Source organism: Rhodococcus sp. P4_E4, from assembly GCF_056401575.1.
On record NZ_JBFUJB010000023.1, the window covers coordinates 161789 to 188097 of the forward strand.

Genomic DNA, 26309 nt, shown 5'->3' on the forward strand with positions numbered 1-26309 from the left:
CTTCCTGAGGTACGAGATAGTTCTGAGATTCCGCGGACCGCTCACGCCGTGACTGCGACTTTCGCCTCGTCGACGTCTGTGGTCAGCGTCGACGGCTTGCGCAGGAAGACGAACCAGGTGACTGCGATGCAGGCGATGTAGAAGGCCAGGAACACCCAGAAGGCCATGGTCGCCGACTTCGCGGGGCTGCTGTACGACGCGCGCAGCACCAGGTTGATGCCGACGCCGCCCAAACCGCCTACCGCACCGGCAAATCCGATGAGAGCACCGGAGATACTGCGCGACCACGTTGCCTTCTCGCTTCGATCCATGTGGTCGAAGCTCTGAGCCTTCGCCTCGAAGATCGCCGGGATCATCTTGTAAACGGATCCGTTTCCGATGCCGGAGAGCAGGAACAGGGCGATGAATCCGAGAACGAATGTCACCATGATTCCGGCGCTGGCGACGCCCGCGGTGTTGTCGTCCATCGTTCCGGCCGTCACGAGGATCGATGCAGCGAATGCCATGGCGACAAACGTCCACATGGTGATCTTGCCGCCGCCGATCCGGTCGGCCAGTTTGCCGCCGAGGGGCCGGGCGATCGAACCGAGGAGCGGACCGATGAAGGCGATCTGTGCTGCATGCAGCGCGGCCGCGGCCGGAGTGGCACCGCCGGCGAGGAAGTTGATCTGCAGAACCTGACCGAAGGCGAAGCTGAATCCGATGAAGGAACCGAACGTACCGATGTACAGGAAGCTGATCACCCACGACTCGGAGAACTTGAGTGCCTTGGCCATCGAGCGCAGGTCCGACTTCTGGTTGCCCAGGTTGTCCATGAACAGCGCGGCACCGACGGCAGCGGCCGCAATGAACACGAGATAGACAGCACACACGATCCACGGAGCACGGTTACCGACGGTGGCGATCACCAGCAGACCGATCAGCTGGATCATCGGCACACCGATGTTGCCGCCGCCGGCATTGAGACCGAGCGCCCACCCCTTGAGGCGTTGCGGGTAGAAGGCATTGATGTTGGTCATCGACGACGCGAAGTTGCCGCCGCCGATACCTGCAGTGGCCGCTACCAACATGAACGTGGTGTACGACGCACCCGGGTTCATCATCAGGTAGAGCGTGAGAAGTGTTGGTACGAAGAGGAACAGCGCACTCATGACGGTCCAGTTGCGACCACCGAACCGTGCGGTGGCAACCGTGTATGGAATGCGGAGGACCGACCCGACAAGTGTGGGCACTGCGACGAGGAAGAACTTTCCGGCCGCGTCGATGCCGTAGATATCCGTCGGCATGAACAACACCATCACGGACCAGATCGACCAGATCGAGAAGCCGACGTGTTCGGCTACCACTGACCAGATCAGGTTCCGCTTCGCGATGTCCTTGCCGCCGGATTCCCAGGCGTCGACGTCCTCTGCATCCCAATGCTCGATGTAATGACTCACCAGGGCCTCCTGAATATGTTGGAGACCCAAAGGTAGAAAACGGTTATTGCGCCGGTGCTGCGTGCGATGACCGCGAAGTCAATTGATCCTCACCCGGTAACAAGACCGGGTGTGAGCTAGTTTTTCGCAGGTGCGTGCCAGGAATCCTCGAGCATCCGAGGCTTGCATGCCTGATAGGCGCCCAGGAGCACCACGATCACCGCGACGACGAGCAGGCCGAACGGCGCAGCGTATCCACCGGACACGTCGTGGAAAACGCCGAACAGGAGCGGACCGAGGCAGGCAACGGAGTAGCCGATGCCCTGGGTGAAGCCGGACAGTGCCGAGGAACCGATGTGCGAACGAGTACGCAGGTTGATCAGCGTGAGCGACATCGGGAACGTGCTCGGACCGAGGCCCAGGACGACAACCCACACGACCGGCGCCGCCATCGGGGCAAAGTACAGCCCGCCCATGCCGACCAGGTAGCAGACGGCACACGCAATCACGACAGGGAAGGGATTGGCCATGCGGGCGCACAGGGTCGGCGCACCGAACGCCGCGACGAGCCCGATCACCGAGAACATTCCGACCATCGTTCCGCCGAACGCATCACTGGCTCCGGCGTCACGAAGGATCGAGGGAATCCACGTGAACATCGAATACGTGATCAGTGAGGTCATGCCGAACATGCCGGCCATCCCCCAGGCCACGGGAGAACGCCAGACCTGACCGCGTGGCTGTTCTGCCACTGCCGCAACCGAATCCGATGCATTCTCGACGGACCCGGCTTCGTTCGCGCGAGCCTTGCGCGAGCGAGCGAGGGTGATCAACCACGGCACGGCTGCGGCGAAGCCGAAGGCGGACCACCAGCCGATCGAGAACCTCCACCCGAAGGCGTCGGCAACCGGGACTGCGACGAACGCCGGAACGATGGTGCCGATCTGCACGGCCACGATGTAGACCGAACTCATGGTGGCGAGGCGATCCGAGAAGTACCGCTTGACCAACGGTGGGATCACGACATTGCCGATTCCCATGCCTGCCAGTGCCAGAGCCGAGAGGGCCAGCAACGACCATGTCTGAGACATCATGGCGCGCAACAGCATTCCGACGCCGGCCATGAGCATCGCGACGAGGGCCGTTCGCTCGAGCCCGATACGTTTCGCGATGGCGGGAGTGATGAGACCGAAGATGGCGAACATTGCGGTCGGAACCATGCCGAAGACACCGACGATCGAGGCGGAGAAGCCGATCTCGTCGCGAATCTCGGCCGCCAAGGGCGAGAACGAGGTCACCGCAAGTCGAAGTACGAGCGCAGACATCGCAATCGCAGCGAAGACGAGCACACGGCCTTGTATCAACGAGCGGGTTTCGGTTCTCTCCAGTTGAGCAGTCACCGGGAAATCATAGGATGACCGGACGAACTCGCACAAGCGCGGTAATCTAACGTCACATTCACACCACTTACCCGGACCCGAGGAAACAACCACGTGCAACCCGTTCGACGCGCAAGTCTCATCTCGCAGGTCACCGAACAACTCCGCAACGAGATCCGGAGCGGAACCTGGCCGATCGGTTCCAAAATCCCCACCGAACCGGAACTGTCGGAGCTGACCGGGACCGGTCGCAATACCGTGCGCGAGGCGGTCCAGGCGCTCGTTCACGCCGGAATGCTGGAACGTCGTCAGGGATCGGGCACCTACGTCGTTGCTGTCTCCGACCTCGGTGGCACTCTCGGCAACTACTTTGCCGGCGCCCACCAACGGGATGTACTCGAACTTCGGCGCGCACTCGACATCACCGCGGCCACCCTCGCCGCCGCACGGCGAACCGAAGACGACATCGCCGAACTGACGCGACTACTCGAGCTTCGCACCGCGTCATGGGAGGGTCAGAACATCGACGGTGCCACCACCGCGGACGTCGCCCTGCACCGAGCAATCGTCGCGGCCAGCCACAACGAGGTCTACCTGGAGTTCTACGACTCCCTGCTCCCGGTCATCGAGACCACGATCCAACAGCACATCGATGCAACCGGCGAAGGATTCCACTCGCAGCACGCGAACCTCGTCAACGCTGTCGTCGACGGGAACACCGTGGCGGCCTCGAACGCCGCACGCGATCTGTTCGAGGGCCTGGTCTCGGACTTCGGTACCGGCGCCCCGATCTAGAGCAGCAAGCGCACGATGTCGGAAGTACGGGCCAACCCCGGGAACGCGTCCGCCGTCGAGCGGGGATGCAGAACATGAACTGCCAAGCGGAACATCACCGCACGTAGAAGCATCTGCGGCCACTCGGGAAGGTCTTCCCACCGGCCGACCAGTGCCTCGTCGGCACCGCCCCACGAGATCGCGTCGACCACAGCGACGGCAGCGGCCCACGCAGCCGGTCGCCAATACGGCGTGATGTCGGTGATTCCGGGGGCCATACTGCCCGAGAACAGCACCGTCCCGAACAGATCGCCGTGCACGAGCTGGTCCGGGCTCTGCACCGGCTTCCGCAAAGTAGCGAGCCCGGCAATCAGTTCCAGACTTTTGCGACCGTCAGGAGTGGGCGTCTCGAGTTGCTCGACGCCCTTCGCGATCCTCAGCGGAACCGTTTCCCATGCCGCGCGATCAGCAGCGACGAATACGTCGACCTCGGCCCACGGCGGCACCGGCGGTTGTGCAAGGAAGCGCGGGCGCTCGAGCGAGGCCGTCGCCGCATGCAGTCGGCAGGACATCGAGACCACTTCGTCGTGACGTGGTTCCGGCGATCCGACGATGAATGTGTCGGCGCGCCAGCCCGAGACGACGTAACGACCGTCGGTCGAACGCACCGGTCGAGCCAGCCGAACGCCGTCGACTTCGAGGTTCTCTCGCACCTTCGCCGACCACGCTGCGCGGGCATGATCCGCGACTGCTGAAAGGACGACGTCTCCACACAGCCACCCGCCGTCCCAATCCGCACCGAGTGGGATGGGATCGACTTCACGGAGGCCGAAGGTGGAGCACACGTGCTGGGGAGGTTGGCCTGTGCTCACACCCCAACGCTACCGGTGCGCGGCGCCGCCTCCCGCGAGGCGCGCCTAGTAGACCGGCAGACTCGCATCCACCTGGTTCGCCCAGGCGATCGCGCCGCCTTGAACATGAACTGCGTCGGAGAAACCGGCGTTCTTGAGAAAGGCCAGTGCCTCGGCCGAACGAATGCCGGTTTTGCAGTACAGGACTATCTGCTTGTTCTGCGGCAACGTCGCCAGAGCTTCACCGGAAAGGATGCGGTCCTTCGGGATCAGCACCGCCCCCGGCAGATGCATGATGTCCCATTCAACCGGTTCTCGTACGTCTACCAGCTCGATCGATCGTCCCTCGCCGATCATGGCCTCCAGCTCCGGCGCCGTGATCGTCGAGCCGACAGCAGCAGCGCTCGCCTCTTCGGACACGACACCGCAGAACGCGTCGTAGTCGATCAGGGCGGTGACCGGCACGCGGGTCGGATCACGCTGAAGGCGGATCGTCCGGAACGTCATCGCAAGAGCGTCGTAGATCATCAGGCGCCCGAGAAGCGGTTCGCCGATCCCTGTGATGAGCTTGACCGCCTCGGTCGCCATGATCGAACCGACGGTCGCAGGCAGGACTCCGAGAACACCACCCTCGGCGCACGAGGGGACCATGCCGGGCGGCGGCGCCTCCGGGTAAAGATCGCGATAGTTCAGTCCCGCGCCGTCCGGGGCGTCTTCCCAGAAGACCGAGACCTGCCCTTCGAAGCGGTAGATCGAGCCCCACACGTACGGCTTTCCGGCGATGACGGCGGCATCGTTGACGAGGTACCGCGTCGCGAAGTTGTCCGTACCGTCCAGGATCAGGTCGTACTCCGAAAACAGTTCGACCGCGTTGGAGTTGTCCAGGCGGAATTCGTGCAACCGGACGTCGACGTGCTCGTTGATCTCGAGAATCGACTCCTTCGCGCTGACCGCCTTCGGGCGTCCGACGTCGGAGCGTCCGTGAATCACCTGACGCTGCAGGTTCGACATGTCGACCTCGTCGAACTCGACGATCCCGATGGTGCCCACTCCTGCGGCCGCGAGATAGAGCAGTGCAGGCGAACCCAATCCACCGGCGCCGATGAACAGGACTCGCGCATTCTTGAGCCGCTTCTGGCCGGTCATGCCTACGTTCGGGATGATCAGGTGCCGGCTGTATCTGGCAACTTCCTCCCGGCTCAACTCGGCTGCCGGCTCCACCAGTGGTGGCAATACGACGGGTGTTGCAGACACCGCGAAACACTCCTAGTTCAAGACGAGATCAGGGATTCTCGATCCGGTCACGCTCGGGGGTACGGCCACGGATTGAAGCGGCACGTGAGTCCGTTCATCGGAACGACGCCCTCGGGATCAAGCCTAGCGATGTCGTTGTTCGCGGTTCCGAAGGTCTGCTGCATCATGATCGGTGCGAGTCCGCCTTCGGTCTCGCACGGCTGATGAGCGGCGTATCCGATGGCATGGCCGACCTCGTGATTGATCTGATACTGCCGATACGAACCAATGTCACCCTGGAACGAAATGGCGCCTCGCACCCATCGCGGTTCGTTGAGCAGGACTCGGTCCATGCTCGGGTTGTAGCAGGATCCTTCGAGTTCGATCTCGTATCCGCAGCCTTCACGGATAGTCATCTGCGAGGTCAAGGAGATCCGGAAGTCCGGCTCGCCCGCGTCGACGCGCCGGAACGCGACCTTGGGATCATTGGTCCAACTCTTCGGATTTGCCAGCGTCTGATCGACCATGCGTCCGTACGATTCGTCACCGCCGAAACCGGTCGTGTCGACGCCGTCCTCGATCTCGACCGTGTACGTGAACTCGCGTTCGGTTCCCTGTCCGACCTTGCCCGTCGTACCCGGTACGACGTGCCACGTTCCGCCGCCCGCGACGGTGAACGGGCCACCGTCGGGGAGAGCGCCGGACGGTATCGACGACGCAAAGGTTCCGTCTCCGGCCGGCGGCGCACCGATGACGTCGGTTCCGTCGGTGCTGTGTGCGAGGTCGGCAGTGGCCGACGTCTTGCTCGCGGTGTCTGTGGCGTCCGGACGTACTGCATCGACGATCACGAGGATGGTGAGCACCACGAGAACCGGAATCGCGTAGGCCCGCCAACCGTAGGTCGAGACGAAGCGCCCGAGCTTGCTCTGCTTTCGCGCTGCCCGGTCGGGCCGCGGATTACGCGGGGTTCGGCCCACTTCTCGTTTGGTCGGATCCCATTGGGCACGCAAGGGCTGATGGGAGGAAATGCCGCGATAGTCGCGTTCGCCGTAGGCACGATCATCCGGCACCTCTGGCCGACGTTCGTCGCGGGGCGCTCCAGTTCCGCTACGCATTCGACGTTCCTCACGTTCAGGGTTCTGCGTAGTTCGTCCACGCATGCGCGGTCCCCCTGGGTCAGTCACGTCGTCCAGAATCTCACACACGGCAAGTCACTCGCCCGGGCTGACCGAAACATGCTGGTCCTGGCGTGTCATGGCAACCCGTCCTGTAACGAGAAAGACCGCTGGTCTCGCTCACCGAGGCACGCGCGACTCGCCCGGGCGACACACGGTATCGTTCATTCGGCTACGACCGGTGTGACGGAGGATACTGGCGGGTACGCACACGCGACTCGCGGATCCGCGCGCCGACCGAATTTACTTTTGCTCAGATTGGAAGCGACATGACAGAACTCGCGGATCGGACAGACTCCGATCGCGGTACAACGGCTGGCAAGCCTGCCGGAACACGTCGCAGCACCCGACTCCCCCGCGATGCGCGCCGCCTCCAGCTCCTCGCAGCTGCAAGTGAGGTATTCGTCGCGAACGGGTACCACTCGGCCGGCATGGACGAGATCGCCGAGTGTGCCGGTGTCAGCAAGCCAGTCCTGTACCAACACTTTCCAGGCAAGCTCGAACTGTATGTCGCAGTCCTGCAGAGTTACGTCGACAGCCTCATCTCGGGTGTACGCCAGGCCCTGCGATCGACGACGGACAACAAACAGCGTGTCCGCGCCGCAGTCCAGGCGTTCTTCGACTTCGTCGACAACGACTCGCAGGGCTTCCGCCTCGTGTTCGAGTCCGACATCATGGGCGAACCTCAGGTCCAGACACGCGTCGAACAAGCCACCGAAGCCTGCGTCGACGCCGTGTTCGACCTGGTCAGTCAGGATTCCGGACTCGATCCGTACCGCGCGCGCATTCTTGCCGTCGGTCTGGTCGGTGCCAGCCAGTTCACGGCGCGGTACTGGCTCGAAGCCGCGCGGCCGATCCCCAAGGAAGAGGCCGTGGAAATCACCGTGACACTGGCGTGGGGCGGTCTCTCACACGTGCCGCTGCAGGCCGAAACCAAGTAACCGGAACCCGAACGAGAATGGGCGGGCAGTCTCACGACGAACCGGCTCGCGGCCACCGAGGACAGCCGCGACCAGTGTCTCGACCTCGTCAGGGGTCTGTTCGCTGTTGACGATGAGCTCACGCGGGCTGTCGATTACACCGATCTTGACCTCCACGGTCAACCTCCGAACTGTTCGTGAATTACATCCGTTGTCGACGCAAGGCTAATGCAGCAGCGACCGCCCACGCTCCTCTGCACGCTGTGCCCAGAGCGAACAGGCACCTAGACGAGTCCGAGAATCGCCATCCGCTCGGCGTGCTTTGCCTGCATACCGTCGAACAACGCGACAACTCCGTTGAGGTCACCCGAGGCCGAGATCACCAGCTCCGTGAGGTCCTCACGCTGCGCCAGCACGAACTGCGCCTGCGTGATTGCTTCACCCAGAAGACGGCGTCCCCACAACATCAGCCGGTCCTTGGCGCGGGTGCTGGCCTCCACTGCTGCCTTCACCTCGAGCACCACGAACTCCGAGTGGCCCGTCTGGGACAGCACGTCCTCGACGATCTCGGCGACATCCGCCGGGAGGGAGTGCCCGATCTCGCGGTAGAAATCGGCAGCGATTCCGTCGCCGACGTACGCCTTCACGAGCGATTCCAGCCACGTCGACGGTGTCGTCGACGCGTGATAGTTGTCGAGAGCACGAACGAACGGGTCCATGACGGCAAAGATCTCGTGGCCACGTTCCGTCAGCGCCGTTTCCAGAGTCTCGAAGTGGTCCATCTCGGCGGCGGCCATGCTGGCGAACGCCACCTTGCCTCGCAGGTCCGGTGCCATTTGTGCGTCCTCCGCCAACCGGTAGAACGCCGAAATCTCGCCGTAGGCGAGAACGGAAAACAAATCGATCACGCCGGGGTGATCGGAAGCGACTCGGCCTCCGGTTCCAGCGTCCGTCGAAGCATCAAGATCGTGTGCGCCCATGACTACGAACTGTAGTGCTTCGACGGCCGACGCGACCGCCAAGGACCGCATGTCCGATTCGGTGATCTTCGACATGTCATCGCGAGGGGCGGACAACGTGCAGCTACAATGGTCTTGGGAGTTCGCCAGTTCCCCCGGCTCTTATGGTTAGCCGGGACGGCTGCTTTAGGTCAGCCGACACGACTGTGCTCACGCGGACCCCACCGATAATGTGCGCGCACCTGCATCGACGGTTGTTGCCCGCTTCGCCGAGATCTCCGGACGGTTCGAATTCGTCCGAGTGGAATTCAGTGCTGAGGCGTAGGCATGACCGAAGAAAAAGAGGGCATCGACATCGGCCGATTTACGGCCTGGCCCCTTACCTTGTGCGTGCGTACCGCCACGAGGAAAGGCTAGTCCCCTGAGCAAGATCACTGTCGACCACGAAGACGAAGCAACCGAGAACACCGTTTCCGTCCAGCTCGACGACACCCATGTACCCCCGAGCTTCGCCGAACTCGGTGTCCGCGACGAAATCGTCCGCGCACTGAACGAGATCGGCATCGAGCGCACATTCGCCATCCAGGAACTCACCCTTCCGTTGGCTCTCGCCGGTGACGACCTCATCGGTCAGGCCCGCACCGGAATGGGCAAGACCTTCGGTTTCGGCGTCCCGCTCCTGCATCGCATCGTCACCGCCGAGAACGGCACGGCTGTCCTCGACGGCACGCCTCGCGCTCTGATCATCGTTCCCACCCGCGAGCTGTGCATCCAGGTCGCTCGCGACCTGGAGAACGCCAGCAAGTACCTCCGAGTCGGCGACCGCGGTCTCCAGGTTCTGCCCATCTACGGCGGTCGGCCGTACGAGGCGCAGATCTCGGCACTGCAGAAGGGCGTCGACGTTGTCGTCGGCACCCCGGGTCGCCTGCTCGACCTCGCCAACCAGTCGCACCTGATCCTGGGCAAAGTGGGCGTTCTCGTCCTCGACGAGGCCGACGAAATGCTCGACCTCGGATTCCTCCCCGACATCGAACGCCTCATGGGCATGGTCCCCGACAAGCGTCAGACGATGCTCTTCTCCGCCACGATGCCCGGCCCGATCATCACCCTGGCTCGCACCTTCCTGACGCAGCCGACGCACATCCGCGCCGAGGAAGCCGAATCCTCCGCAGTGCACGACCGCACGAGCCAGCACATCTACCGTGCGCACGCTCTCGACAAGGCCGAGATGGTCGCCCGTGTTCTGCAGGCCGAAGGCCGCGGCGCGACGATGATCTTCACCCGCACCAAGCGCACAGCCCAGAAAGTCGCCGACGATCTCGCCGAGCGCGGCTTCTCCGTCGGTGCCGTCCACGGTGACCTCGGACAGATTGCCCGCGAGAAGGCCCTGAAGGGCTTCCGCAACGGCAAGGTCGACGTGCTGGTCGCCACCGACGTCGCCGCACGCGGCATCGACATCGACGATGTCACCCACGTCATCAACTACCAGTGCCCCGAGGACGAGAAGACCTACGTCCACCGCATCGGTCGCACCGGCCGCGCCGGACGCACCGGTATCGCCGTCACGCTGGTCGACTGGGACGACATTCCTCGCTGGCAGCTCATCGACAAGGCACTGAGCCTCGGAATCCCCGATCCGGTCGAGACGTACTCGAGCTCGCCGCACCTCTACGAAGAGCTGTCGATTCCGGCTGACGCCAAGGGCACTGTTCGCAGGGCCAAGGCCGCCCCTGAGAAGGCTGCAACCGACAAGGCAGCAACGGACAAAGCAGACGCGCCGAAGACGGCCGACGCCGACGGCAACGAAGAGAAGGCCGCGCCTCGTCGCAACCGGACTCGCCGCCGTACCCGCGCCGGTGCTTCGACCGACGCCGCGACGTCCACCACCGCCGGCGCCACCACAGCTCCCCCTTCGGCACCGGCGGCAACCGCTACCGAGAACTCGGACGAAGACGGAGCGGCCAAGCCGCGTCGCCGTCGGCGTCGTCGCCCCGCGGCTTCCGCGACGGCAGGCGCCGCAGAGTAAGCTGCCGATGTGCTGGCTCCCGAAAGGCGTACTCGCTCAGATGTGATCGGTGCGCTGGCAATCGCGCTGGCAGTAATCGTGGCGGTGACCGTGGTGTGGTTGCGCAGTGATGCGCGCGGAACCACCTCGGTCACCGCCGAATCTCCACTCCCACCTCTGTCGACGTCGGTGTTGTTACCCGACATCCTGAAGCAGACGTGGGAATCTCCCAGTGCCGACTCGACGGCACCCATCACCGTCGGAAATGCCGTCGTCACCGCCGACGGTTCCGACGTGATCGGCCGCGACCCGGCAACAGGCGAAGAAGTGTGGCGATACGCGCGCAACATTCCCCTGTGCGGTGCGATCGGTTCGTGGGATCGCGTCGTCAGCGTCTATCAGGACAATCGCGGTTGCTCTCAGGTCACGTCACTGGTCGCCGACACCGGCGCCCGAAAGGACCAGCGCAACAGTGACGCCGATTCCGCGGTCACTTTGTCGGCGGACGGCACCTATCTGATCTCACGCGGCAGTGAGCGAATGGAACTGTGGCGCTCGGACCTCGTCCGAACACTCGAGTACGGCCGGGTCGACGCGAAGGTCAATCCGAACAAGCAACCCCGCACCGGATGCACGCTGCTCGACGCTGCGTCGAGCGCCAACCGAGTCTCGGTACTCGAGCGTTGCCCGGGTGAAGCCTCCAACAGGTTGACTGTGATGAACCCCGCACCGAAGGACGCCCAGGAACCCGAAGAGTACGGATCCTCGATTCTCCTCGACTCCGAAGGCGCCCGCCTGCTGGCCGTGGCCGGCGAGAAGACGGCGGTCTACCTCCCTGCCGCCAACGGAACCGTCTCTCGCATCACCATTTTCGACGGAACCGGCAATCCGATCGTCGACTATCCGATCGAGGGAGCGGTGACCGAAGGGGCCCGCACCCACGCCGACAAAGCTTCGATCACCTGGTGGACCGGCTCGCAGACCGTCAACCTCCGCCTGAGCGATCTGGCTCCGACGTGGATAGTCAACGGAACGTCCGGGCCCGGAAGCATGGTCGCCGGTCAGATGCTCATCCCCGTTCCGGGCGGCATTGCAGCCGTCAGCCCGTCGGACGGAGCGGTGCAGCGCATGATCGCAGTCGACCGCGGTGAGACGACGACGCCGATCGTGCTCGCCAGTGCGGGCGAGACGATTCTGGAACAGCGCGGCGATACCTTGTTCGCGCTGCGCTAGAAGCTCTCGCCTTCCTCAGAGCGCCAGTTCCGGCGCGAAAGTCACGACTTCATTTCCAGCCCAATGCTTTACGAGATTGTCGGCGAGTTCTCGATAGGCATCCGCGCCCTTGTTCTTTCGCCCGGCAAGGACCGTCGCGCCGGAAGCAGAGGCCTCGGCGAACTTGACGGTCCGTGGAATCGGCGGCGCCAGAACGGCGAGGGAGTAGCGGTCACTGACGTCAGCGAGTACGTCGCGACTGTGCGTGGTTCGAGCGTCGTACAGAGTCGGAAGTGCGCCGAGCAGAACAAGATCCGGGTTGGTGATGGCTTGGACTTCACGAACCGTACGCAGCAGCTGTCCGACGCCGCGGTGTGCGAGGGTTTCGCATTGCAGTGGAACCAGAACCGACTGCGCCGCAGTCAATCCGTTGAGTGTGAGCACACCCAACGACGGTGGGCAGTCGATGATGATGACGTCGTAAGAACCCAGGAGCGGAGACAGCGCCCGCTTGAGCGCGAACTCTCGACCGGGTCGCATCAGGAGCAGCGCTTCGGCGCCCGCGAGATCGATGGTGGCCGGCAGGAGATCCATACCGTCGTCCGTTTTCAGCACGGCGTCGACCGCGTCGAGATCACCCGCAAGGACCTCGTTGACCGAACGCTCGAGGCGATCCGGGTTGTGTCCGAGCGAGAACGTCAGGCAGCCCTGCGGGTCGAGATCCACCACCAGAACTCGTTGTCCGAGCGCGGACAAAGCCGCACCGAGAGAAGCGACGGTAGTGGTTTTAGCCACGCCGCCCTTTTGATTCGCCACTGCGAGAACCGTCGTCACACGTAGATCCTTGCGCACTTCGCGCCAGGAGGCGAGCTACACACGCGAGGCAGCCTGCAATGATGGTCGACATGACCTCCCAGTCCGCCCCCTCGTCGATCCCCCTCGGTGCTCGCGTCGTACTCATGCGCCACGGTGAAACCGAGTGGGCACGCACCGGGAAACACACGGGCCGGACCGAGGTTCCGCTGACTCCGCTCGGCGAGATGCAGGCAACCGCGACCGGAAATCGCTTGCGAACCCTCGACCTCCGGAACCCCATGATTCTGACGAGTCCGCGGCTGCGCGCACAGTTGACGGGTGATCTCGCCGGCCTGCCGGAAGAGCGAACCTGGGATGCACTTTCCGAATGGGACTACGGCGACTACGAAGGCCTCACGACGCCCGAGATCCGCGCAACGGTGCCCGATTGGACCGTCTGGACACACCCGTGCCCGGGCGGCGAGCAGACCGATCAGATCCATGCCCGCACCGACATGGTGCTGTCGATGGTGCGTTCGCAGCTACCCGAGCGGGACGTGATCCTGATCGGGCACGGCCACTTCTCACGCGCGCTCATCGCCCGCTGGCTCGAGCTCCCGGTCACCGAAGGAAAGCGTTTCGCGTTGTTCCCGGGCGCTTACACGGTTCTCGGTTACGAGCACGGCGCCAGCCACCTCGTCCATCACAACGTGCCGCCGCTAGTGGAGGCTTGAGGCTTAAGATTCTCCCCATGATCCGACGCGCCACGCCCGCAGACGTCCAGCCGATCACCGACATGATCTACGAGTTGGCGGACTACCAGAAGGCCCTCGACGAGTGCACCGTGAAGGCGGAACAGATCGGCGAGGCATTGTTCGGGCCGGCCGCGACGGCCTTCGCGCACGTCGCTGTGAATTCGGCTGACGACGTCGTCGGCATGGCGCTGTGGTTCCGCAATTTCTCCACGTGGGACGGCGCCCACGGCATCTACCTCGAAGACCTGTACGTCAAGCCCAGCCAGCGCGGATCAGGCCACGGAAAGGCTCTTCTGGCCGCGCTCGCCAAGGAGTGCACCGACAACGACTACACCCGGCTGTCCTGGTCGGTGCTCAACTGGAACACGCCCTCGATCAAGTTCTACGAGTCACTCGGTGCCGACGCGAAGACGGAGTGGACCACGTATCGCCTGACCGGCACCCACCTCGGAGCTCTTGCCGCCGAAGCTGAGTAGGACTGAAGCAGGGTAGGCGTTCCGTCCTACTTGTCCCGCGGCTCTTCGGTCTCGTCCGGGTGTCCCTCTTCCGGCGACACCTCGTCTGCGTACGCTCCGTACTCCGCTGCCATCCATCGAGACGTCGGAGCCGAGAACAGGCAGCCCAGAGCGCCGAGAACGACGACACCCAGAACGATGCCGAGCGGCACCTGATGCGAATCGGTCAGGAGCGACCAGGCGACCGGCAGGAGCAGCAACTGCGCGACGACGGCGATTGCCCGGCCCCACCGGCGACCCGTCAGCAAGGCGATACCGGCTGCCAACACCGCGCCGCCGAGGATCGCGACCCAGGCGGCAAATCCGTATCCGTTGGTGATGCTCTGATCGTGGCCGGTCGCGCCGCGAATCACTGCGACGATCGCGAACCCGGCGGCAACCAGCCCTTGCAGCGTCACGAGGGCACCTGCCCATGTGACTGTCTTGGGCAGGGCGTTCGGACTGGCGGTATTCGGCACGAGGCCAGCCTAGAACACGACACCGGATAGGCTCATGCCCCGTGCGCGCACTGCTGATCGTCAACCCCAATGCCACCTCCACCACCGCTGCCGGTCGTGACCTGTTGGCACACGCCCTCGAGAGTCGGGTGCGACTTACTGTGGCGCACACCACACATCGGGGACACGCTGCCGAATTGGCGCGCGAAGCCCACGAAGACGGCTTCGGCTCGGTGATCGTCCACGGCGGCGACGGAACGGTCAACGAAGTGGTCAACGGACTGCTCGGGTCACCGCATCCCGCGTCGATGAAATCGGTTCCGGTCGGTCCGATCCCGACGATCGCTGTCGTCCCGGGAGGCTCGGCAAACGTTTTCGCGCGCTCACTCGGTATTGCCGCCGACCCGATCGACGCCACAAACCAACTCGTCGATCTACTCTCGGAACGAACGAGACGCCGAATCGGGCTCGCACACTGCGACAACCGTTGGTTCACGTTCAACGCCGGAATGGGCCTCGACGCCGATGTATGCGAGGCCGTCGACGCCAGCCGTAAGAACGGTGACGCCGCCACACCCGCCCGGTATGTCCGAACCGCAATCGCGGCGTTCTTCCGTGCCAAGCGAGCCGAGCCCGCCCTGACAGTCCACCTCCCCGATCAGGATCCCGTCTCCGGAGTCCACTACGCGTTCGTGTCGAACTCGAGCCCGTGGACATATCTGGAAGAGCGTCCCGTACACACCAATCCGGGAACAACCTTCGACAGTGGACTCGGCATCTTCGCTATGACGAGCACCAAAGTCCTACCGTCTCTGCGGGTTGTGCGACAGCTCCTCGCACGCGGCGCAGAACCGAAATCGAAGGTCCTTCTACGCACCGACGACGTCCCGACAATCACCATCGAATCGTCGCGACCGATCGGACTGCAGATGGACGGCGACTACATCGGACTTCGCGAAAAAGTCGAATTCACCTCGGTCCCGGATGCACTGGAAGTGTTCGCACCGATTCCGACGTGAGTCAGGCAACACGTTTGACCTGCAAAAACTCTGATGCCGAATAGTCGAAATCGGGTAAAATGCCGGTGACGCCCAGGTGGCCGTCAGGTGTGTCACAAATTAGTGAGTTGGCCCACGAACCCGTTCAAACCTATTGACATACCGCCAGTTCGTGAAAGCATTCACAAGTAACAGTGCGGAAACATTGATGACGCACACACAAACTCATTGGTACCAAATGGTGTGAATACACACCCAATTAAGGAGCGAAAAAAGATGGACTGGCGCCACAACGCAATCTGTCGCGACGAGGATCCCGAACTGTTCTTCCCGGTGGGAAACAGTGGACCGGCCCTCGCTCAGATCGCTGATGCCAAGGTTGTCTGCAACCGCTGCCCCGTCACCGCCGAGTGCCTGTCCTGGGCTCTCGAGTCCGGCCAGGATGCAGGCGTCTGGGGCGGAATGAGCGAAGACGAGCGTCGCGCACTCAAGCGTCGTAACGCACGTACCCGTGCACGCACTTCCGTCTAGGTAGAACCGAGACGTTCGACTCGCGGCGGAGAACAGCCCCTCCGCACAGTCGAAGACGACAGCCCGACACCACATGGTGTCGGGCTTTTTGTCTGCTCGAATCGCTAACGCTGCTCGAATCAGTAACGCGCAGTGCGTCTACCGAGCGGCACACGCAGAACCGCGTCGGTGCCGCCACCGCTTCCCGGGTGCAGTCCGAGCGAGCCACCGAGTTCGGCGCCCAACAAAGTCCGCACGATCTGGAGTCCGAGCCGATCGGACTTCTCGAGGTCGAAGTTCTCCGGCAGGCCGCGCCCGTTGTCGTGGATGATCACGTCCAACCAGCGCGCAGAACGCTCGGCGCTGAGTGTGACCGTGCCGGTCACTCCCGGATCGAAAGCGTGCTCGATCGCGTTCTGCACCAACTCCGTCAGCACCATGACCAGCGGGGTGGCGCGCTCGGCGGAGAACACTCCGAAACTGCCCTCACGCCGAATCGCCACCGGCACACCCACTCCCGCGACATCGGAGAGCATGGGAACCAACCGGTCGATCACCTCGTCGAGATCCACCTCTTCGTCCACCGACATCGACAAGGTGTCGTGAACGAGGGCGATGGACGTCACGCGCCTCACCGACTCTGTCAACGCCTGTCGCGCTTCGTCGTTGCCGGTTCGCCTGGCCTGTAGACGCAGAAGCGCCGCGACGGTTTGCAGGTTGTTCTTCACTCGATGGTGAATCTCGCGGATGGTTGCGTCCTTGCTCAGGAGAGCGCGATCACGACGCTTGACCTCGGTGACGTCGCGGACGACGACCGCCGCACCGACATGCCGGCCGCCCGGCTTGAGAACCAGGGCTCGCAGCAGAACGGTCGCCCCGCGCGCCTCGATCTCCATACGGCGACCGGGCTTGTCCGCCAACGTATCTCGGATGTATCCCGCAGCTTCCTGAGACTCGAACGGGTCGGTGACCAACGAACGGGTCAACGCCGCGAGGTCTTGGCCCACCAAATCCGAACTCAGACCCATCCGGTGATAGGCCGAGAGCGCGTTCGGGCTGGCATAGACGACGGTGCCTTCGGTATCGAGACGGATGAAGCCGTCGCCCGCACGTGGGCTCGAGTTCGTGTCGGAGCGCGATTCTCGGATCGGGAAGGTTCCGTCGCTGATCATCTGACACAGGTCTTCGGCGCAATCGAGATACGCGAGCTCGAGCGGACTCTGCGCTCGCTGGTGCGACAGGTTGGTGTCGCGGCTCAGAACCGCGATGACTCGCCCGTCCAGACGCACCGGAACGGCTTCCCGACGCGGCGGCATTCCTTCACGCCACGTCTCGTCTTCCCCGCGCACGACGCGGCCCTCGACGAGAGCGCGAAGAACCTGCGGGTGCTCGGACTCGGAAACGACCGTTCCGACCGCGTCCTCCGGAAAAGCCGTCGATGCCGTTGTCGGCCGGCAATGCGCGACGCAGATGACCGTCCCCTCGGATCGGTTCTTCTCCGATTCGGTGCCCACCCACAGGAGAACGTCGGCAAAGGAGAGGTCGGCGAGCAGTTGCCACTCCCCCACGACGCGCTGGAGATGGTCGACCGCCGCACCGGGAAGATCGGTGTGTTCGGCGAGGAGGTCACTGAGAGTGGACATCGTCCGGCTTAGGAGATCACGGCGATCAGATCGCCTTGCTGAATCACGTCGCCGACCTTGACGCCCACCGTCGTCACCGTTCCCGGAACCTCGGCCAGGACGGGAATCTCCATCTTCATGGATTCGAGGATGACCAGGGTGTCGCCGTCCGCAACGACGTCTCCCTCGCTCACGACGACCTGGTAGACCGTCGAAACCATCTCGGCGCGCACGTCTTCTGCCATCGTGAACCTCACTTCTGTCGGAACTGCACTCTGACCACGAAAATACGTCGACGGATCACTCGATCGACCTGCCAATGGAACCACACCGGCATCGGCGTGAAACAATGACGCGAAAGAAACAGAAGGGAGACCAATCATGGGTAAGCGTGGTCGTAAGAAGCGCAGCCGTAAGGGCAACGCCGCTAACCATGGCAAGCGTCCAAACGCCTGACATGTAGCGCAACAAAACGTCCGAGGGGCGGGGAAGCATTGCTTCCCACGATGGTCCGACGCAACTCGACGGTGAGCCGCTGACGCAGGCTTTCCGGCGCGTGGTCTCCACCGCACTTACGGTTGATCAGGCTCTTGACCTTCTCCTCGATCCCGTAGGCCTCGAGGCACGATCCACAATCGTCGATATGACGCTGCAGGCGAGCACGACTTGAATCGTCGCATTCACCGTCGAGCATCAACCAGACGTCGGCGATGACTGCCGAGCAGTCGAGCCTTTCGAATTCGTCCTGCTCACTCATCGTGTGACACCTTCCGTCTCGGTGGCTGCGACTGTGGCTGTGTCGACCGCGCCGTCCCGATTGAATCCCCGGTCTTTTGCGACATCGGCCAAAAGACCACGCAATTGCTTGCGACCACGGTGCAGTCGCGACATCACCGTTCCGATGGGTGTGCCCATGATCTCCGCGATCTCCTTGTACGGGAATCCTTCGACATCGGCGTAGTACACGGCCATACGGAATTCCTCGGGAAGCGACTGCAGCGCCGCCTTGATGTCATCGTCAGGCAACGCGTCGAGCGCCTCCACCTCGGCCGATCGCAGCCCCGTCGAGGTGTGCTCGGCGGTGGCAGCCAACTGCCAGTCGGTGATCTCGTCCGTCGGATACTGCGCGGGTTGGCGCTGCTTCTTGCGGTACGAGTTGATGTAGGTGTTCGTGAGAATCCGGTACAGCCAGGCTTTCAGGTTGGTACCGGCACGGAACGAACGGAAAGCGGTGTACGCCTTGACGTACGTCTCCTGCACGAGATCCTCGGCATCAGCCGGATTCCGCGTCATGCGCAGGGCAGCGCCGTACAACTGGTCGAGCAGCGGGAGCGCGTCGCGCTCGAACCGGGCAATCAACTCATCCGCAGTTTCGGGCGTTTCGGACACAGCGCCGTCGATAGGTTCAGTTACCCCTGACGGTTCGTCCTTGGGCCGGTCGTGTTCCAGCACTCTGATCCCTTCACTAGCCGTAGGGATCAAGGTTACCGCCAACTGAAGATCCGACCCACGGGCCGGTGGTGGCTCACACACAGCCAGCACGGTCGCTCCTTCGCTTCTCGGGACAAGTTTCATCAACTGGTACCAACACGGGAGTCTGCGACTCTGTTCCCGGCCTGGTCGGATGCACCTGTCGGCGATCCACATAGGGTGTTCCTCATGGCCGGAACAGCGACCCCTGCGACCGTACTTCTCGACAAGTCGAAGACACCGCACCGCGTTCACAGCTACGACCACGATCCTCGCGCCGAATCGTTCGGCGACGAGGCGGTCACTGCACTGGCCGAGTTGGTAGGAGTCGAGGCCGCACAGATCTTCAAGACCTTGGTCGTCAAACTCGACACCGGCAAGCTCGCCGTCGCGGTCCTGCCGGTCCCGAACAAGCTCTCGCTCAAAGCCGCAGCCGCTGCCCTCGGTGCAAGCAAAGCCGTCATGGCCGATCGCGCCGAAGCCGAGCGCTCGAGCGGCTACGTCTTCGGCGGTATCTCACCGCTCGGCCAACGCAAGAAACTGCCGACCGTGATCGATGCGTCGGCGCTCGACTGGGACCGCATTCTCTGCAGCGCCGGTCGACGCGGGCTCGAGATCGAGCTGGCTCCGACGGACCTCGCGCAGTTGAGTGGCGCGGTCACGGCGCAAATCACGGCGGGCTGAGTATCCGGTCGCTACGGTCTCACCATGCGACCACACCTGAAAACTCTTGCACTGACCGCTGCAGCGGCGGCTCTCACCGTCTCGCTGACGGCCTGCGGGAGTTCGGACAATGCCGCCAAGGAAGTCACGGTAGTCGGATCAGGGCAGGTCCGCGGGGCGCCGGACATCCTCAATGCCGACATCGGCATCGAGGTGGTTGCCCCGGATGTATCGGGAGCGGTCTCGGAGGCGAATGACAAGGCCCGTCAGATGATCGACGCGATAGTCGCCGCCGGTGTGGCCCCCGAGGACGTGCAGACAAGCGATCTGTCCGTCCAGCCGCAGTACGACGCCAGCGGCGGACCGTTCGTCGGCGGCAACGTGACCGGCTACCGGGCAACCAACTCGGTACGAATCGTCGTACGCGATCTCGACAAGGCCTCTTCTGTCCTGGACGCCGGCATCGCGGCGGGCGGAAACGCGGCACGGCTCGGCAACGTCGCCTTCGCCATCGACGACGACTCTCAGCTTCTGGCCGACGCTCGCACCCGGGCCTTCGAGGACGCGAAGAACCGTGCCGAGCAGTACGCGGATCTGTCCGGTACGTCGCTCGAGAACGTCGTGACCATCACCGAGGCACACGACACGAGCGGCGGTCAGACCATGCGCGCTCCCGACGCCTCGATGTCCGACATGGTTCTCGCCCCGGGAACCCAGCAGGTCTCGTTCGAGGTGACCGTTACCTGGGCTCTCGGCTGACCACTAGAGCAGGCTGATCTGCTCGCCGGCACGGTCGACGTCCGGCTCGATCAACTCGTGCCCGTTGTTCTTGACACTGTTGACCAGCGGCCGGACTCGATCGACGTCGATCCGCTCGAAGAGGTCCGGCACCGGTTCGAGCAGAGCCGAATCGACGGTGTTGTCGGGATCGAGCCACGCCTCCCAGCGGTCACGAGGCAGGGCGAGGGGCATGCGGTCGTGAACCTGCTCGAGGTGACCGAGAGAGTCGACTGTGACGATCGAGCAGCTCAGGACGGGGCTCGCGTTCTCGACCCTCGGGTCCCGCCAGGCAGACCACACGCCCGCCATGAACAGCCGTGATCCGTCGTCGGGGTGCATGTAGTAAGGAATCTTCGCTGCCTTTTTCCCGCCGGTGGCCTCGGTCTGCCACTCGTACCACCCGTCCATGGGGACCAGGCAACGCTTGAACTTGAAGGCGGTCCGAAACGCCGGCTTCTCCGCCAGCGAGTCGGCGCGGGCGTTGAACAGGACCGGGCCTTTGCCCAGTTCCTTGGTCCACGACGGCACCAATCCCCATCGCATCCGCCGAATCCTCTTGGTCGGATCGCTGTCGGGGTTTTCCCGATCGTGGCGTTCGACGACGGTCAACACCTCGGTCGTGGGGGCCACGTTGTAATCGGCTTCGACGGGCGCCGAGTGGTCCGTCTCGTCGAGCGCATCGAGTTCCACCGCCAGGGTGGCCGGGTCCGCTGTGGTCGCATACCTTCCGCACATGACACCCAGGGTGGCACGGTTTCGACCATTCCCCCACCGATGAGAGAAGATGGACCATGTGAGTCTGAGTCTGTGGAGCGCCCCGAGGGCCCAAGCACCCGTCGATGCAGTGGTGACGCTGCCCGGATCCAAGTCCATCACCAATCGAGCTCTGATTCTTGCCGCACTTGCGGATGGCCCGTCCACGATTACCGGTGCACTTCGCAGCCGTGACGCCGACCTGATGATCGCAGCTCTGCGTGACCTCGGCATCGGCGTCGAGGAAGCCGGCGATCCGACCACGCTTCGCATCACCCCTGGGCCCCTGCGCGGCGGCGAGGTCGACTGCGGCCTGGCCGGCACCGTGATGCGCTTCCTGCCGCCGCTCGCCGCGATGGCCGACGGCATCGTCCGCTTCGACGGCGACGAGCAAGCACGCACACGCCCCCTCGGCACCATCTTGGAGGCACTGCGCGGTCTCGGCGCTCGGATCGAGGGTGACGCACTCCCGTTCACCGTCACCGGAACCGGATCCCTACGCGGAGGAACGGTCACCATCGACGCATCCGGCTCGTCGCAGTTCGTCTCCGGTCTGCTGCTCTCGGCTGCCGCCTTCGAAGAAGGTGTCACCGTCCACCACGACGGCAAGCCCGTCCCGTCCATGCCACACATCGACATGACCGTCGAGATGCTCCGCCTAGCCGGAGTTTCCGTGACGACACCAGCCACGGGCGGAGACGCAGACACGTGGCGGGTGGCACCGGGGCCGGTGCGCGCCGTGGACTGGGCGATCGAACCCGATCTCTCCAACGCCACACCGTTCCTGGCCGCAGCCGCTGTTACCGGCGGAACCGTCAGCGTCCCGATGTGGCCGTCGTCGACGACGCAGCCCGGCGACGCGATCCGCGGGATCCTCGCCTCGATGGGCGCCGACGTCACTCTTGCCGACGGCGTGCTGACCGTTCGCGGCCCGGAGAAACTGCGCGGCATCGACATCGACCTCCACGACGTGGGAGAGCTGACCCCCACCGTCGCGGCCCTGGCTGCTCTCGCCGAGGGCACCTCGCATCTACGAGGTATTGCACACCTGCGCGGGCACGAGACCGACCGTCTGGCCGCGCTCGCCGACGAGATCAACAAGCTCGGCGGCTCGGTCACCGAAACCGACGACGGCCTGACGATCGTTCCCGCGGAACTCCATGGCGGACAATGGCTCTCGTATGCCGACCACCGCATGGCAACAGCCGGCGCCATCATCGGCCTGGTCGTCGACGGCGTCGACGTCGACGATGTCGGAACCACAGCCAAGACACTGCCCGACTTCGAGAACATGTGGATCGACATGCTCGAGAGTTCGCCGGCGACACCGAAGGCAAGCTTCTGAGTCCGCGGCAGTACGACGAGTCCGACGTCCGGGTACGTCCCGGCCGCGGATCCCGCCCCCGTACGAAGACTCGGCCCGAACATCTCTCGGCCGAATCGGGGATGGTGGTGTCGAAGGATCGTGGCCGTTGGGGTTGCGTCCTCGGCGGCGATCCCGACCGACTGATCGTCACGATGCGTGCCCGCGAACTTGGCCGAACCCCCATCGTCGTCGGCGATCAGGTGGACATCGTCGGCGATCTGTCCGGCAAAACCGACACCCTCGCCCGCATTGTCCGGGTCTCCGAGCGTTCAACGGTTCTGCGACGGACGGCCGACGACACCGATCCCTTCGAACGCATCGTCGTCGCGAACGCGGAGCAGTTGCTCATCGTCGTGGCACTCGCCGATCCCCCACCGCGCACCGGTTTTGTCGAGCGCGCACTGGTCGCCGCCTACGTGGGTGGCCTGACACCGATCGTCTGCCTGACCAAGAGCGACCTCGAACCACCCGAGGAATTCGCGAGCACTTTCGCCGACCTCGACATCCAAGTGGTCGTCGCCGGTCGCGACGATCCCCTGGACGAACTGACGCAGATCCTCGAGCACAAGTTGACCGCCCTGATCGGACATTCCGGCGTCGGAAAATCGACATTGGTCAATCGCCTTGTCCCCGATGCCAATCGAGCGGTCGGCATCGTATCCGGCGTCGGCAAGGGCCGGCACACATCGACGCAATCGGTGGCACTCCCCCTCGCCGGTGGCGGCTGGGTGATCGACACCCCGGGCATCCGTTCGTTCGGTCTGGCGCACATCTCGCCCGAGAACGTGGTGGCTGCATTCTCGGATCTCGCTGCGGCGATCGAGGATTGCCCGCGCGGATGCACGCACCTCGGGCCGCCGGCAGACCCCGAATGCAAGCTCGACCTGCTGGAGGGCAAATCCGCTCGACGCGTCGTCGCTGTGCGACAACTGCTGGAAGCGATCAAGTCCAACGATCAGTACTGAGCGACACCCCTTGGCTAGAACAGCAAAGCGGCCCGGCACCATGTCGAATGGTGTCGGGCCGCTTGTTGCGTCTGGTCAGCGCAGGCGGGAAATCAGCGCAGGCCGAGGAGGCTGCGCAGCTTTCCACTCTTGCGCTTACGTGCGATGGCGCTCTTGAGACCGTTACGACGCCCGGTCACGGGATCGACAGTCGACGTCAGTTCGCCGTCGAACATCCGCTCCGACGCCGTCTCGGGCGCATTGTCGACGGTGTCCTTGAGGTACTTGTTGGGCAGCGACAGCTTGGCGATGGTGCGCCAGGACTTGGCGTACTGCACGGCAAGTGGGCCCGTCGTGTACGGCAGGTCGTACTTGTCCGCGAGCTGACGCACCGTGACCGCGATGTCCTTGTAGCGGTTGCTGGGCAGATCGGGGAACAGGTGATGCTCGATCTGGTAGCTCAGGTTGCCCGTCATGAAGTCCATGAGCGCGCTGCCCTCGATGTTGGCGCTACCGAGCATCTGACGCAGGTACCACTGAGCCTGCGTTTCCTTGTCGATGTCTTCCTTGGTGAACTTCTCGGCACCGTCCGGGAAGTGACCGCAGAAGATGACCGCGTTGGTCCACACGTTCCGCAGGGTGTTGGCGGTGAAGTTGGCCGACAACGTGCTCTTCCACGCCGGGCCGGTGATGGCCGGGTAGATGACGTAGTCGCGCAGGACCTGCTTGCCGATCTTCTCGCCGACCTCGCGGAGCTTGCGCTGGGTCTCTTCCTTGTCGGCGCGGCCCTTGGCCACCTTGCCGAGCTCGAGGTGCTGTGCGGCGATGCCGTACTCGAAGAACAGCGCGAGCAGCGTGTTGTAGACCAGATTGCCGGCGTTGAAGGGCTTCCATCGCTGATCGCGGGTGACGCGCAGGAGTCCGTATCCGACGTCGTCGTCCATTCCGAGGACGTTGGTGTACTTGTGATGCAGGTAGTTGTGGGTCTGCTTCCAGTGCGCAGACGGGCCGGTGACGTCCCACTCCCACGAGGTGGAGTGGATCTCCGGGTCGTTCATCCAGTCCCACTGACCGTGCATCACGTTGTGCCCGAGTTCCATGTTCTCGATGATCTTCGAGAGCGTCAGCAGGCCAACTCCGGCGAGCCACGCCGGACGGCGACGGCTGGCGAAAAGCACTGCGCGGCCGCCGATTTCGAGTGAACGCTGCAGGCGAATGACGTTGCGCACGTAGCGCGCGTCCTTTTCGCCGCGCGACTCCTCGATGTCGCGACGAATCGCGTCGAGTTCGCGGCCGAGCGCCTCGATGTCGGCGTCCGTGAGATGTGCATATTCCTTGACATCTGCAATCGCCATGGAAAGCCTCCTAGCAGTGAGTTAGGCGCAAAGTAGTAAGTGCAGAACGATCATGACTTCGAATCGTTCAGATCAACTGCACCTACTGTAGCGTAACTTACGGCACCGTAGGTTAGGTTTTTCCCGATGTAACCTATATCACTTCCGGCGCTTCGGCATGCGAGAACGCGCCTGCGACTTGAGTGCGGTCAACAATCCGAGGCGCTTGCCGGTGACCGGATCGGTACGCAGGTCCTCGACCATCGCCATGGCTGCGTCCCGGAACCCTGAGTCGCGGAACCGTAGTTCCGAGGACGTTTCCGGAGCATTGTCCGAGGTCGCAGTCAGCCACTTGTCCGGCAAGGCCAGCTTGTGGATCGTGCGCAGCGCCAGGAGATACTGCTTGAAGAGCGAACCTGTGGTGTACGGGAGATCGAACTTCTCGCACAATGCACGCATCTTCACGGCAATTTCGGGGTAGCGGTTGCTCGGCAGATCAGGGAAGACGTGGTGCTCGATCTGGTAGCTCAAGTTGCCGCTCATGAGTCCCATGAGCTTGCCCGAATTGAAGTTCGCGCTACCGAGCATCTGGCGCAGGTACCACTCGTGACGAGTCTCCTGCTCGAATTCGGCAACGGTGAACTTCTCGGCGCCGTCCGGGAAGTGACCACAGAAGATGACGACGTACGCCCACAGGTTGCGCACGAGATTCGCGGTGGCATTGGCCGTCATGGTCGACTTCCACGCCGGCCCCGTCAGCGCGGGGAACAAGATGAAGTCCTTGCCCACCTGACGAAAGATCTTGCGCGCGAAGTCTTTGTTCGCCTGCGAGTTCAGTTGCCCCTTTTCCGCGCCCTCCAACTCGGCTGCCGCCGTGAGGTCGTGCAGCGCGATGCCCCACTCGAACGTGGCCGCCAAGATCACGTTGGCGATCGGCTGGAAGAGGTTGATCGGCTTCCACGGCTCGTCACGCGTCATACGCAGGATCCCGAAACCGAGGTCCTCGTCCATCCCGACGACGTTGGTGTACGTGTGGTGCTGGTAGTTGTGCGCACGCTTCCAGTGCTCGGAAGGACCGGTCTGATCCCACTCCCACGAAACGGAGTGAATCTCGGGATCGTTCATCCAGTCCCATTGCCCGTGCATGACGTTATGCCCGAGCTCCATGTTCTCGATGATCTTCGACAGGCTCAGCAGGGTCGTGCCGACCAGCCATGCCGGTCGGTACCGACTGCCGAACAGCGCGATACGCCCACCGAGCTCCAACGCCCGCTGGACGCGAATGACGCGACGAATGTAGCGGGCGTCCCGGATTCCACGAGAGTCTTCGATGTCTAGTCGAATCTGATCGAGTTCACGTCCGAGAGCTTCGACATCGGCCTCGGTGAGGTGCGAAAACTCTTTGATATCGGTGATGGCCACCGTGGTCCTCCGTGTGCCT

General features: G+C 63.5%; 29 protein-coding genes. 13 read left to right on the forward strand and 16 right to left on the reverse strand.

All coding sequences use genetic code 11. The features are described 5' to 3' along the window. Nucleotides 1-41 precede the first annotated feature (41 nt). Both AC1DVN_RS24645 and AC1DVN_RS24650 read right to left on the reverse strand, forming a co-directional pair. Nucleotides 42-1442 (reverse strand): MFS transporter, encoded by a 1401-nt coding sequence (locus tag AC1DVN_RS24645; RefSeq protein ID WP_085989607.1) that lies wholly within the window; start codon nucleotides 1440-1442, stop codon nucleotides 42-44. Between the two features lie 113 nt (nucleotides 1443-1555). Beyond that, nucleotides 1556-2818, reverse strand: coding sequence for an MFS transporter (locus tag AC1DVN_RS24650; RefSeq protein WP_019747810.1), 1263 nt, complete (start codon nucleotides 2816-2818; stop codon nucleotides 1556-1558). 93 nt (nucleotides 2819-2911) lie between these two features. On the opposite strand from AC1DVN_RS24650, the gene AC1DVN_RS24655 reads away from it, so the two are divergent. After that, a complete protein-coding gene (locus tag AC1DVN_RS24655; RefSeq protein WP_019747809.1) occupies nucleotides 2912-3592 on the forward strand; it encodes a FadR/GntR family transcriptional regulator in 681 nt (226 codons plus the stop codon). On the opposite strand, the gene AC1DVN_RS24660 is transcribed toward AC1DVN_RS24655, so the two are convergent. Genes AC1DVN_RS24660 through AC1DVN_RS24670 form a run of 3 tightly spaced genes read right to left on the reverse strand, consistent with a single transcriptional unit; the run spans nucleotide 3589 to nucleotide 6770 of the window. Further along, nucleotides 3589-4443, reverse strand: a complete 855-nt coding sequence (locus AC1DVN_RS24660) for a TIGR02569 family protein (RefSeq protein WP_007731227.1) — start codon at nucleotides 4441-4443, stop codon at nucleotides 3589-3591. The genes AC1DVN_RS24655 and AC1DVN_RS24660 overlap by 4 nt on opposite strands. Nucleotides 4444-4488: 45 nt before the next feature. Further along, nucleotides 4489-5676, reverse strand: coding sequence for an adenylyltransferase/sulfurtransferase MoeZ (moeZ, locus tag AC1DVN_RS24665; protein ID WP_019747808.1), 1188 nt, complete (start codon nucleotides 5674-5676; stop codon nucleotides 4489-4491). Between the two features lie 47 nt (nucleotides 5677-5723). Beyond that, entirely contained in the window at nucleotides 5724-6770 is a 1047-nt protein-coding gene (locus AC1DVN_RS24670) for a DUF3152 domain-containing protein (RefSeq protein ID WP_153212496.1), read from the reverse strand. Nucleotides 6771-7099: 329 nt separating this feature from the next. Here AC1DVN_RS24670 and AC1DVN_RS24675 point away from each other — a divergent pair, with 329 nt between their 5' ends. After that, nucleotides 7100-7771, forward strand: coding sequence for an HTH-type transcriptional activator FasR (locus AC1DVN_RS24675; protein ID WP_003942309.1), 672 nt, complete (start codon nucleotides 7100-7102; stop codon nucleotides 7769-7771). On the opposite strand, the gene AC1DVN_RS24680 is transcribed toward AC1DVN_RS24675, so the two are convergent. Both AC1DVN_RS24680 and AC1DVN_RS24685 read right to left on the reverse strand, forming a co-directional pair. After that, nucleotides 7739-7927 carry a DUF3107 family protein gene (locus AC1DVN_RS24680; protein ID WP_477994307.1) on the reverse strand — a complete coding sequence of 63 codons (189 nt, stop codon included), beginning with the start codon at nucleotides 7925-7927 and terminating at the stop codon, nucleotides 7739-7741. The genes AC1DVN_RS24675 and AC1DVN_RS24680 overlap by 33 nt on opposite strands. 107 nt (nucleotides 7928-8034) lie before the next feature. Then, complete coding sequence (locus tag AC1DVN_RS24685) at nucleotides 8035-8730, reverse strand: ferritin-like fold-containing protein (RefSeq protein ID WP_477994321.1); 696 nt, start codon at nucleotides 8728-8730, stop codon at nucleotides 8035-8037. Between the two features lie 400 nt (nucleotides 8731-9130). Here AC1DVN_RS24685 and AC1DVN_RS24690 point away from each other — a divergent pair, with 400 nt between their 5' ends. Then, nucleotides 9131-10735, forward strand: a complete 1605-nt coding sequence (locus AC1DVN_RS24690) for a DEAD/DEAH box helicase (RefSeq protein ID WP_030244557.1) — start codon at nucleotides 9131-9133, stop codon at nucleotides 10733-10735. A gap of 9 nt (nucleotides 10736-10744) precedes the next feature. Then, nucleotides 10745-11947, forward strand: coding sequence for an Rv3212 family protein (locus AC1DVN_RS24695; protein ID WP_459114600.1), 1203 nt, complete (start codon nucleotides 10745-10747; stop codon nucleotides 11945-11947). Between the two features lie 15 nt (nucleotides 11948-11962). On the opposite strand, the gene AC1DVN_RS24700 is transcribed toward AC1DVN_RS24695, so the two are convergent. Continuing rightward, the gene (locus tag AC1DVN_RS24700) at nucleotides 11963-12760 is read right to left on the reverse strand and encodes a ParA family protein (RefSeq protein WP_003940948.1); all 798 of its coding nucleotides are present in this window, start codon (nucleotides 12758-12760) and stop codon (nucleotides 11963-11965) included. Nucleotides 12761-12831: 71 nt separating this feature from the next. Between AC1DVN_RS24700 and AC1DVN_RS24705 the strand changes: the two genes are divergently transcribed. Beyond that, the gene (locus AC1DVN_RS24705; RefSeq protein ID WP_019747801.1) at nucleotides 12832-13455 is read left to right on the forward strand and encodes an acid phosphatase; all 624 of its coding nucleotides are present in this window, start codon (nucleotides 12832-12834) and stop codon (nucleotides 13453-13455) included. 17 nt (nucleotides 13456-13472) lie between these two features. Further along, a complete protein-coding gene (locus AC1DVN_RS24710) occupies nucleotides 13473-13952 on the forward strand; it encodes a GNAT family N-acetyltransferase (RefSeq protein ID WP_003940724.1) in 480 nt (159 codons plus the stop codon). Nucleotides 13953-13978: 26 nt separating this feature from the next. Here AC1DVN_RS24710 and AC1DVN_RS24715 read toward each other — a convergent pair whose 3' ends face one another. Beyond that, nucleotides 13979-14449: a hypothetical protein gene (locus tag AC1DVN_RS24715; protein WP_070386890.1), complete on the reverse strand. Its 471-nt coding sequence runs from the start codon at nucleotides 14447-14449 to the stop codon at nucleotides 13979-13981. A gap of 41 nt (nucleotides 14450-14490) precedes the next feature. On the opposite strand from AC1DVN_RS24715, the gene AC1DVN_RS24720 reads away from it, so the two are divergent. Both AC1DVN_RS24720 and AC1DVN_RS24725 read left to right on the forward strand, forming a co-directional pair. Beyond that, entirely contained in the window at nucleotides 14491-15447 is a 957-nt protein-coding gene (locus AC1DVN_RS24720; RefSeq protein ID WP_019747798.1) for a diacylglycerol/lipid kinase family protein, read from the forward strand. 255 nt (nucleotides 15448-15702) lie between these two features. Beyond that, nucleotides 15703-15957 (forward strand): WhiB family transcriptional regulator, encoded by a 255-nt coding sequence (locus tag AC1DVN_RS24725; RefSeq protein WP_003940950.1) that lies wholly within the window; start codon nucleotides 15703-15705, stop codon nucleotides 15955-15957. Between the two features lie 119 nt (nucleotides 15958-16076). Here the strand turns inward: AC1DVN_RS24725 and AC1DVN_RS24730 are convergent, their stop codons facing one another. After that, nucleotides 16077-17579 carry a sensor histidine kinase gene (locus AC1DVN_RS24730; RefSeq protein ID WP_019747797.1) on the reverse strand — a complete coding sequence of 501 codons (1503 nt, stop codon included), beginning with the start codon at nucleotides 17577-17579 and terminating at the stop codon, nucleotides 16077-16079. An 8-nt stretch (nucleotides 17580-17587) separates the two neighbouring features. Then, nucleotides 17588-17803, reverse strand: coding sequence for a biotin/lipoyl-binding carrier protein (locus AC1DVN_RS24735; protein WP_007731208.1), 216 nt, complete (start codon nucleotides 17801-17803; stop codon nucleotides 17588-17590). 136 nt (nucleotides 17804-17939) lie between these two features. Between AC1DVN_RS24735 and AC1DVN_RS24740 the strand changes: the two genes are divergently transcribed. Further along, nucleotides 17940-18014, forward strand: coding sequence for a 50S ribosomal protein bL37 (locus AC1DVN_RS24740; protein ID WP_022597109.1), 75 nt, complete (start codon nucleotides 17940-17942; stop codon nucleotides 18012-18014). Here the strand turns inward: AC1DVN_RS24740 and rsrA are convergent. Next, nucleotides 17986-18315: a mycothiol system anti-sigma-R factor gene (gene rsrA, locus AC1DVN_RS24745; RefSeq protein WP_477994308.1), complete on the reverse strand. Its 330-nt coding sequence runs from the start codon at nucleotides 18313-18315 to the stop codon at nucleotides 17986-17988. The two genes, AC1DVN_RS24740 and rsrA, sit on opposite strands and share 29 nt — an antisense overlap. Beyond that, entirely contained in the window at nucleotides 18312-19010 is a 699-nt protein-coding gene (locus AC1DVN_RS24750; RefSeq protein ID WP_019747795.1) for a sigma-70 family RNA polymerase sigma factor, read from the reverse strand. Before AC1DVN_RS24750 ends, rsrA begins: the two co-directional genes overlap by 4 nt. Before the next feature lie 207 nt (nucleotides 19011-19217). Here AC1DVN_RS24750 and ybaK point away from each other — a divergent pair, with 207 nt between their 5' ends. Together ybaK and AC1DVN_RS24760 are read left to right on the forward strand one after the other, a co-directional pair. Further along, nucleotides 19218-19712, forward strand: a complete 495-nt coding sequence (gene ybaK / locus AC1DVN_RS24755) for a Cys-tRNA(Pro) deacylase (protein ID WP_019747794.1) — start codon at nucleotides 19218-19220, stop codon at nucleotides 19710-19712. Nucleotides 19713-19736: 24 nt separating this feature from the next. Next, nucleotides 19737-20450, forward strand: a complete 714-nt coding sequence (locus tag AC1DVN_RS24760) for an SIMPL domain-containing protein (protein WP_021332569.1) — start codon at nucleotides 19737-19739, stop codon at nucleotides 20448-20450. A gap of 3 nt (nucleotides 20451-20453) precedes the next feature. Here the strand turns inward: AC1DVN_RS24760 and AC1DVN_RS24765 are convergent, their stop codons facing one another. Next, nucleotides 20454-21206: an SOS response-associated peptidase gene (locus AC1DVN_RS24765; RefSeq protein ID WP_020969226.1), complete on the reverse strand. Its 753-nt coding sequence runs from the start codon at nucleotides 21204-21206 to the stop codon at nucleotides 20454-20456. 49 nt (nucleotides 21207-21255) lie between these two features. Between AC1DVN_RS24765 and aroA the strand changes: the two genes are divergently transcribed. Further along, nucleotides 21256-22569, forward strand: coding sequence for a 3-phosphoshikimate 1-carboxyvinyltransferase (gene aroA, locus AC1DVN_RS24770; RefSeq protein WP_092763696.1), 1314 nt, complete (start codon nucleotides 21256-21258; stop codon nucleotides 22567-22569). Further along, nucleotides 22518-23555, forward strand: a complete 1038-nt coding sequence (gene rsgA / locus AC1DVN_RS24775; protein WP_007731200.1) for a ribosome small subunit-dependent GTPase A — start codon at nucleotides 22518-22520, stop codon at nucleotides 23553-23555. Before aroA ends, rsgA begins: the two co-directional genes overlap by 52 nt. Before the next feature lie 92 nt (nucleotides 23556-23647). Here rsgA and AC1DVN_RS24780 read toward each other — a convergent pair whose 3' ends face one another. Together AC1DVN_RS24780 and AC1DVN_RS24785 are read right to left on the reverse strand one after the other, a co-directional pair. Continuing rightward, on the reverse strand, nucleotides 23648-24889 hold the full coding sequence (locus AC1DVN_RS24780; RefSeq protein ID WP_019747790.1) for a fatty acid desaturase family protein: 1242 nt from the start codon (nucleotides 24887-24889) through the stop codon (nucleotides 23648-23650). A 138-nt stretch (nucleotides 24890-25027) separates the two neighbouring features. Further along, nucleotides 25028-26290 carry a fatty acid desaturase family protein gene (locus tag AC1DVN_RS24785; RefSeq protein ID WP_020907111.1) on the reverse strand — a complete coding sequence of 421 codons (1263 nt, stop codon included), beginning with the start codon at nucleotides 26288-26290 and terminating at the stop codon, nucleotides 25028-25030. Nucleotides 26291-26309 lie beyond the last annotated feature (19 nt).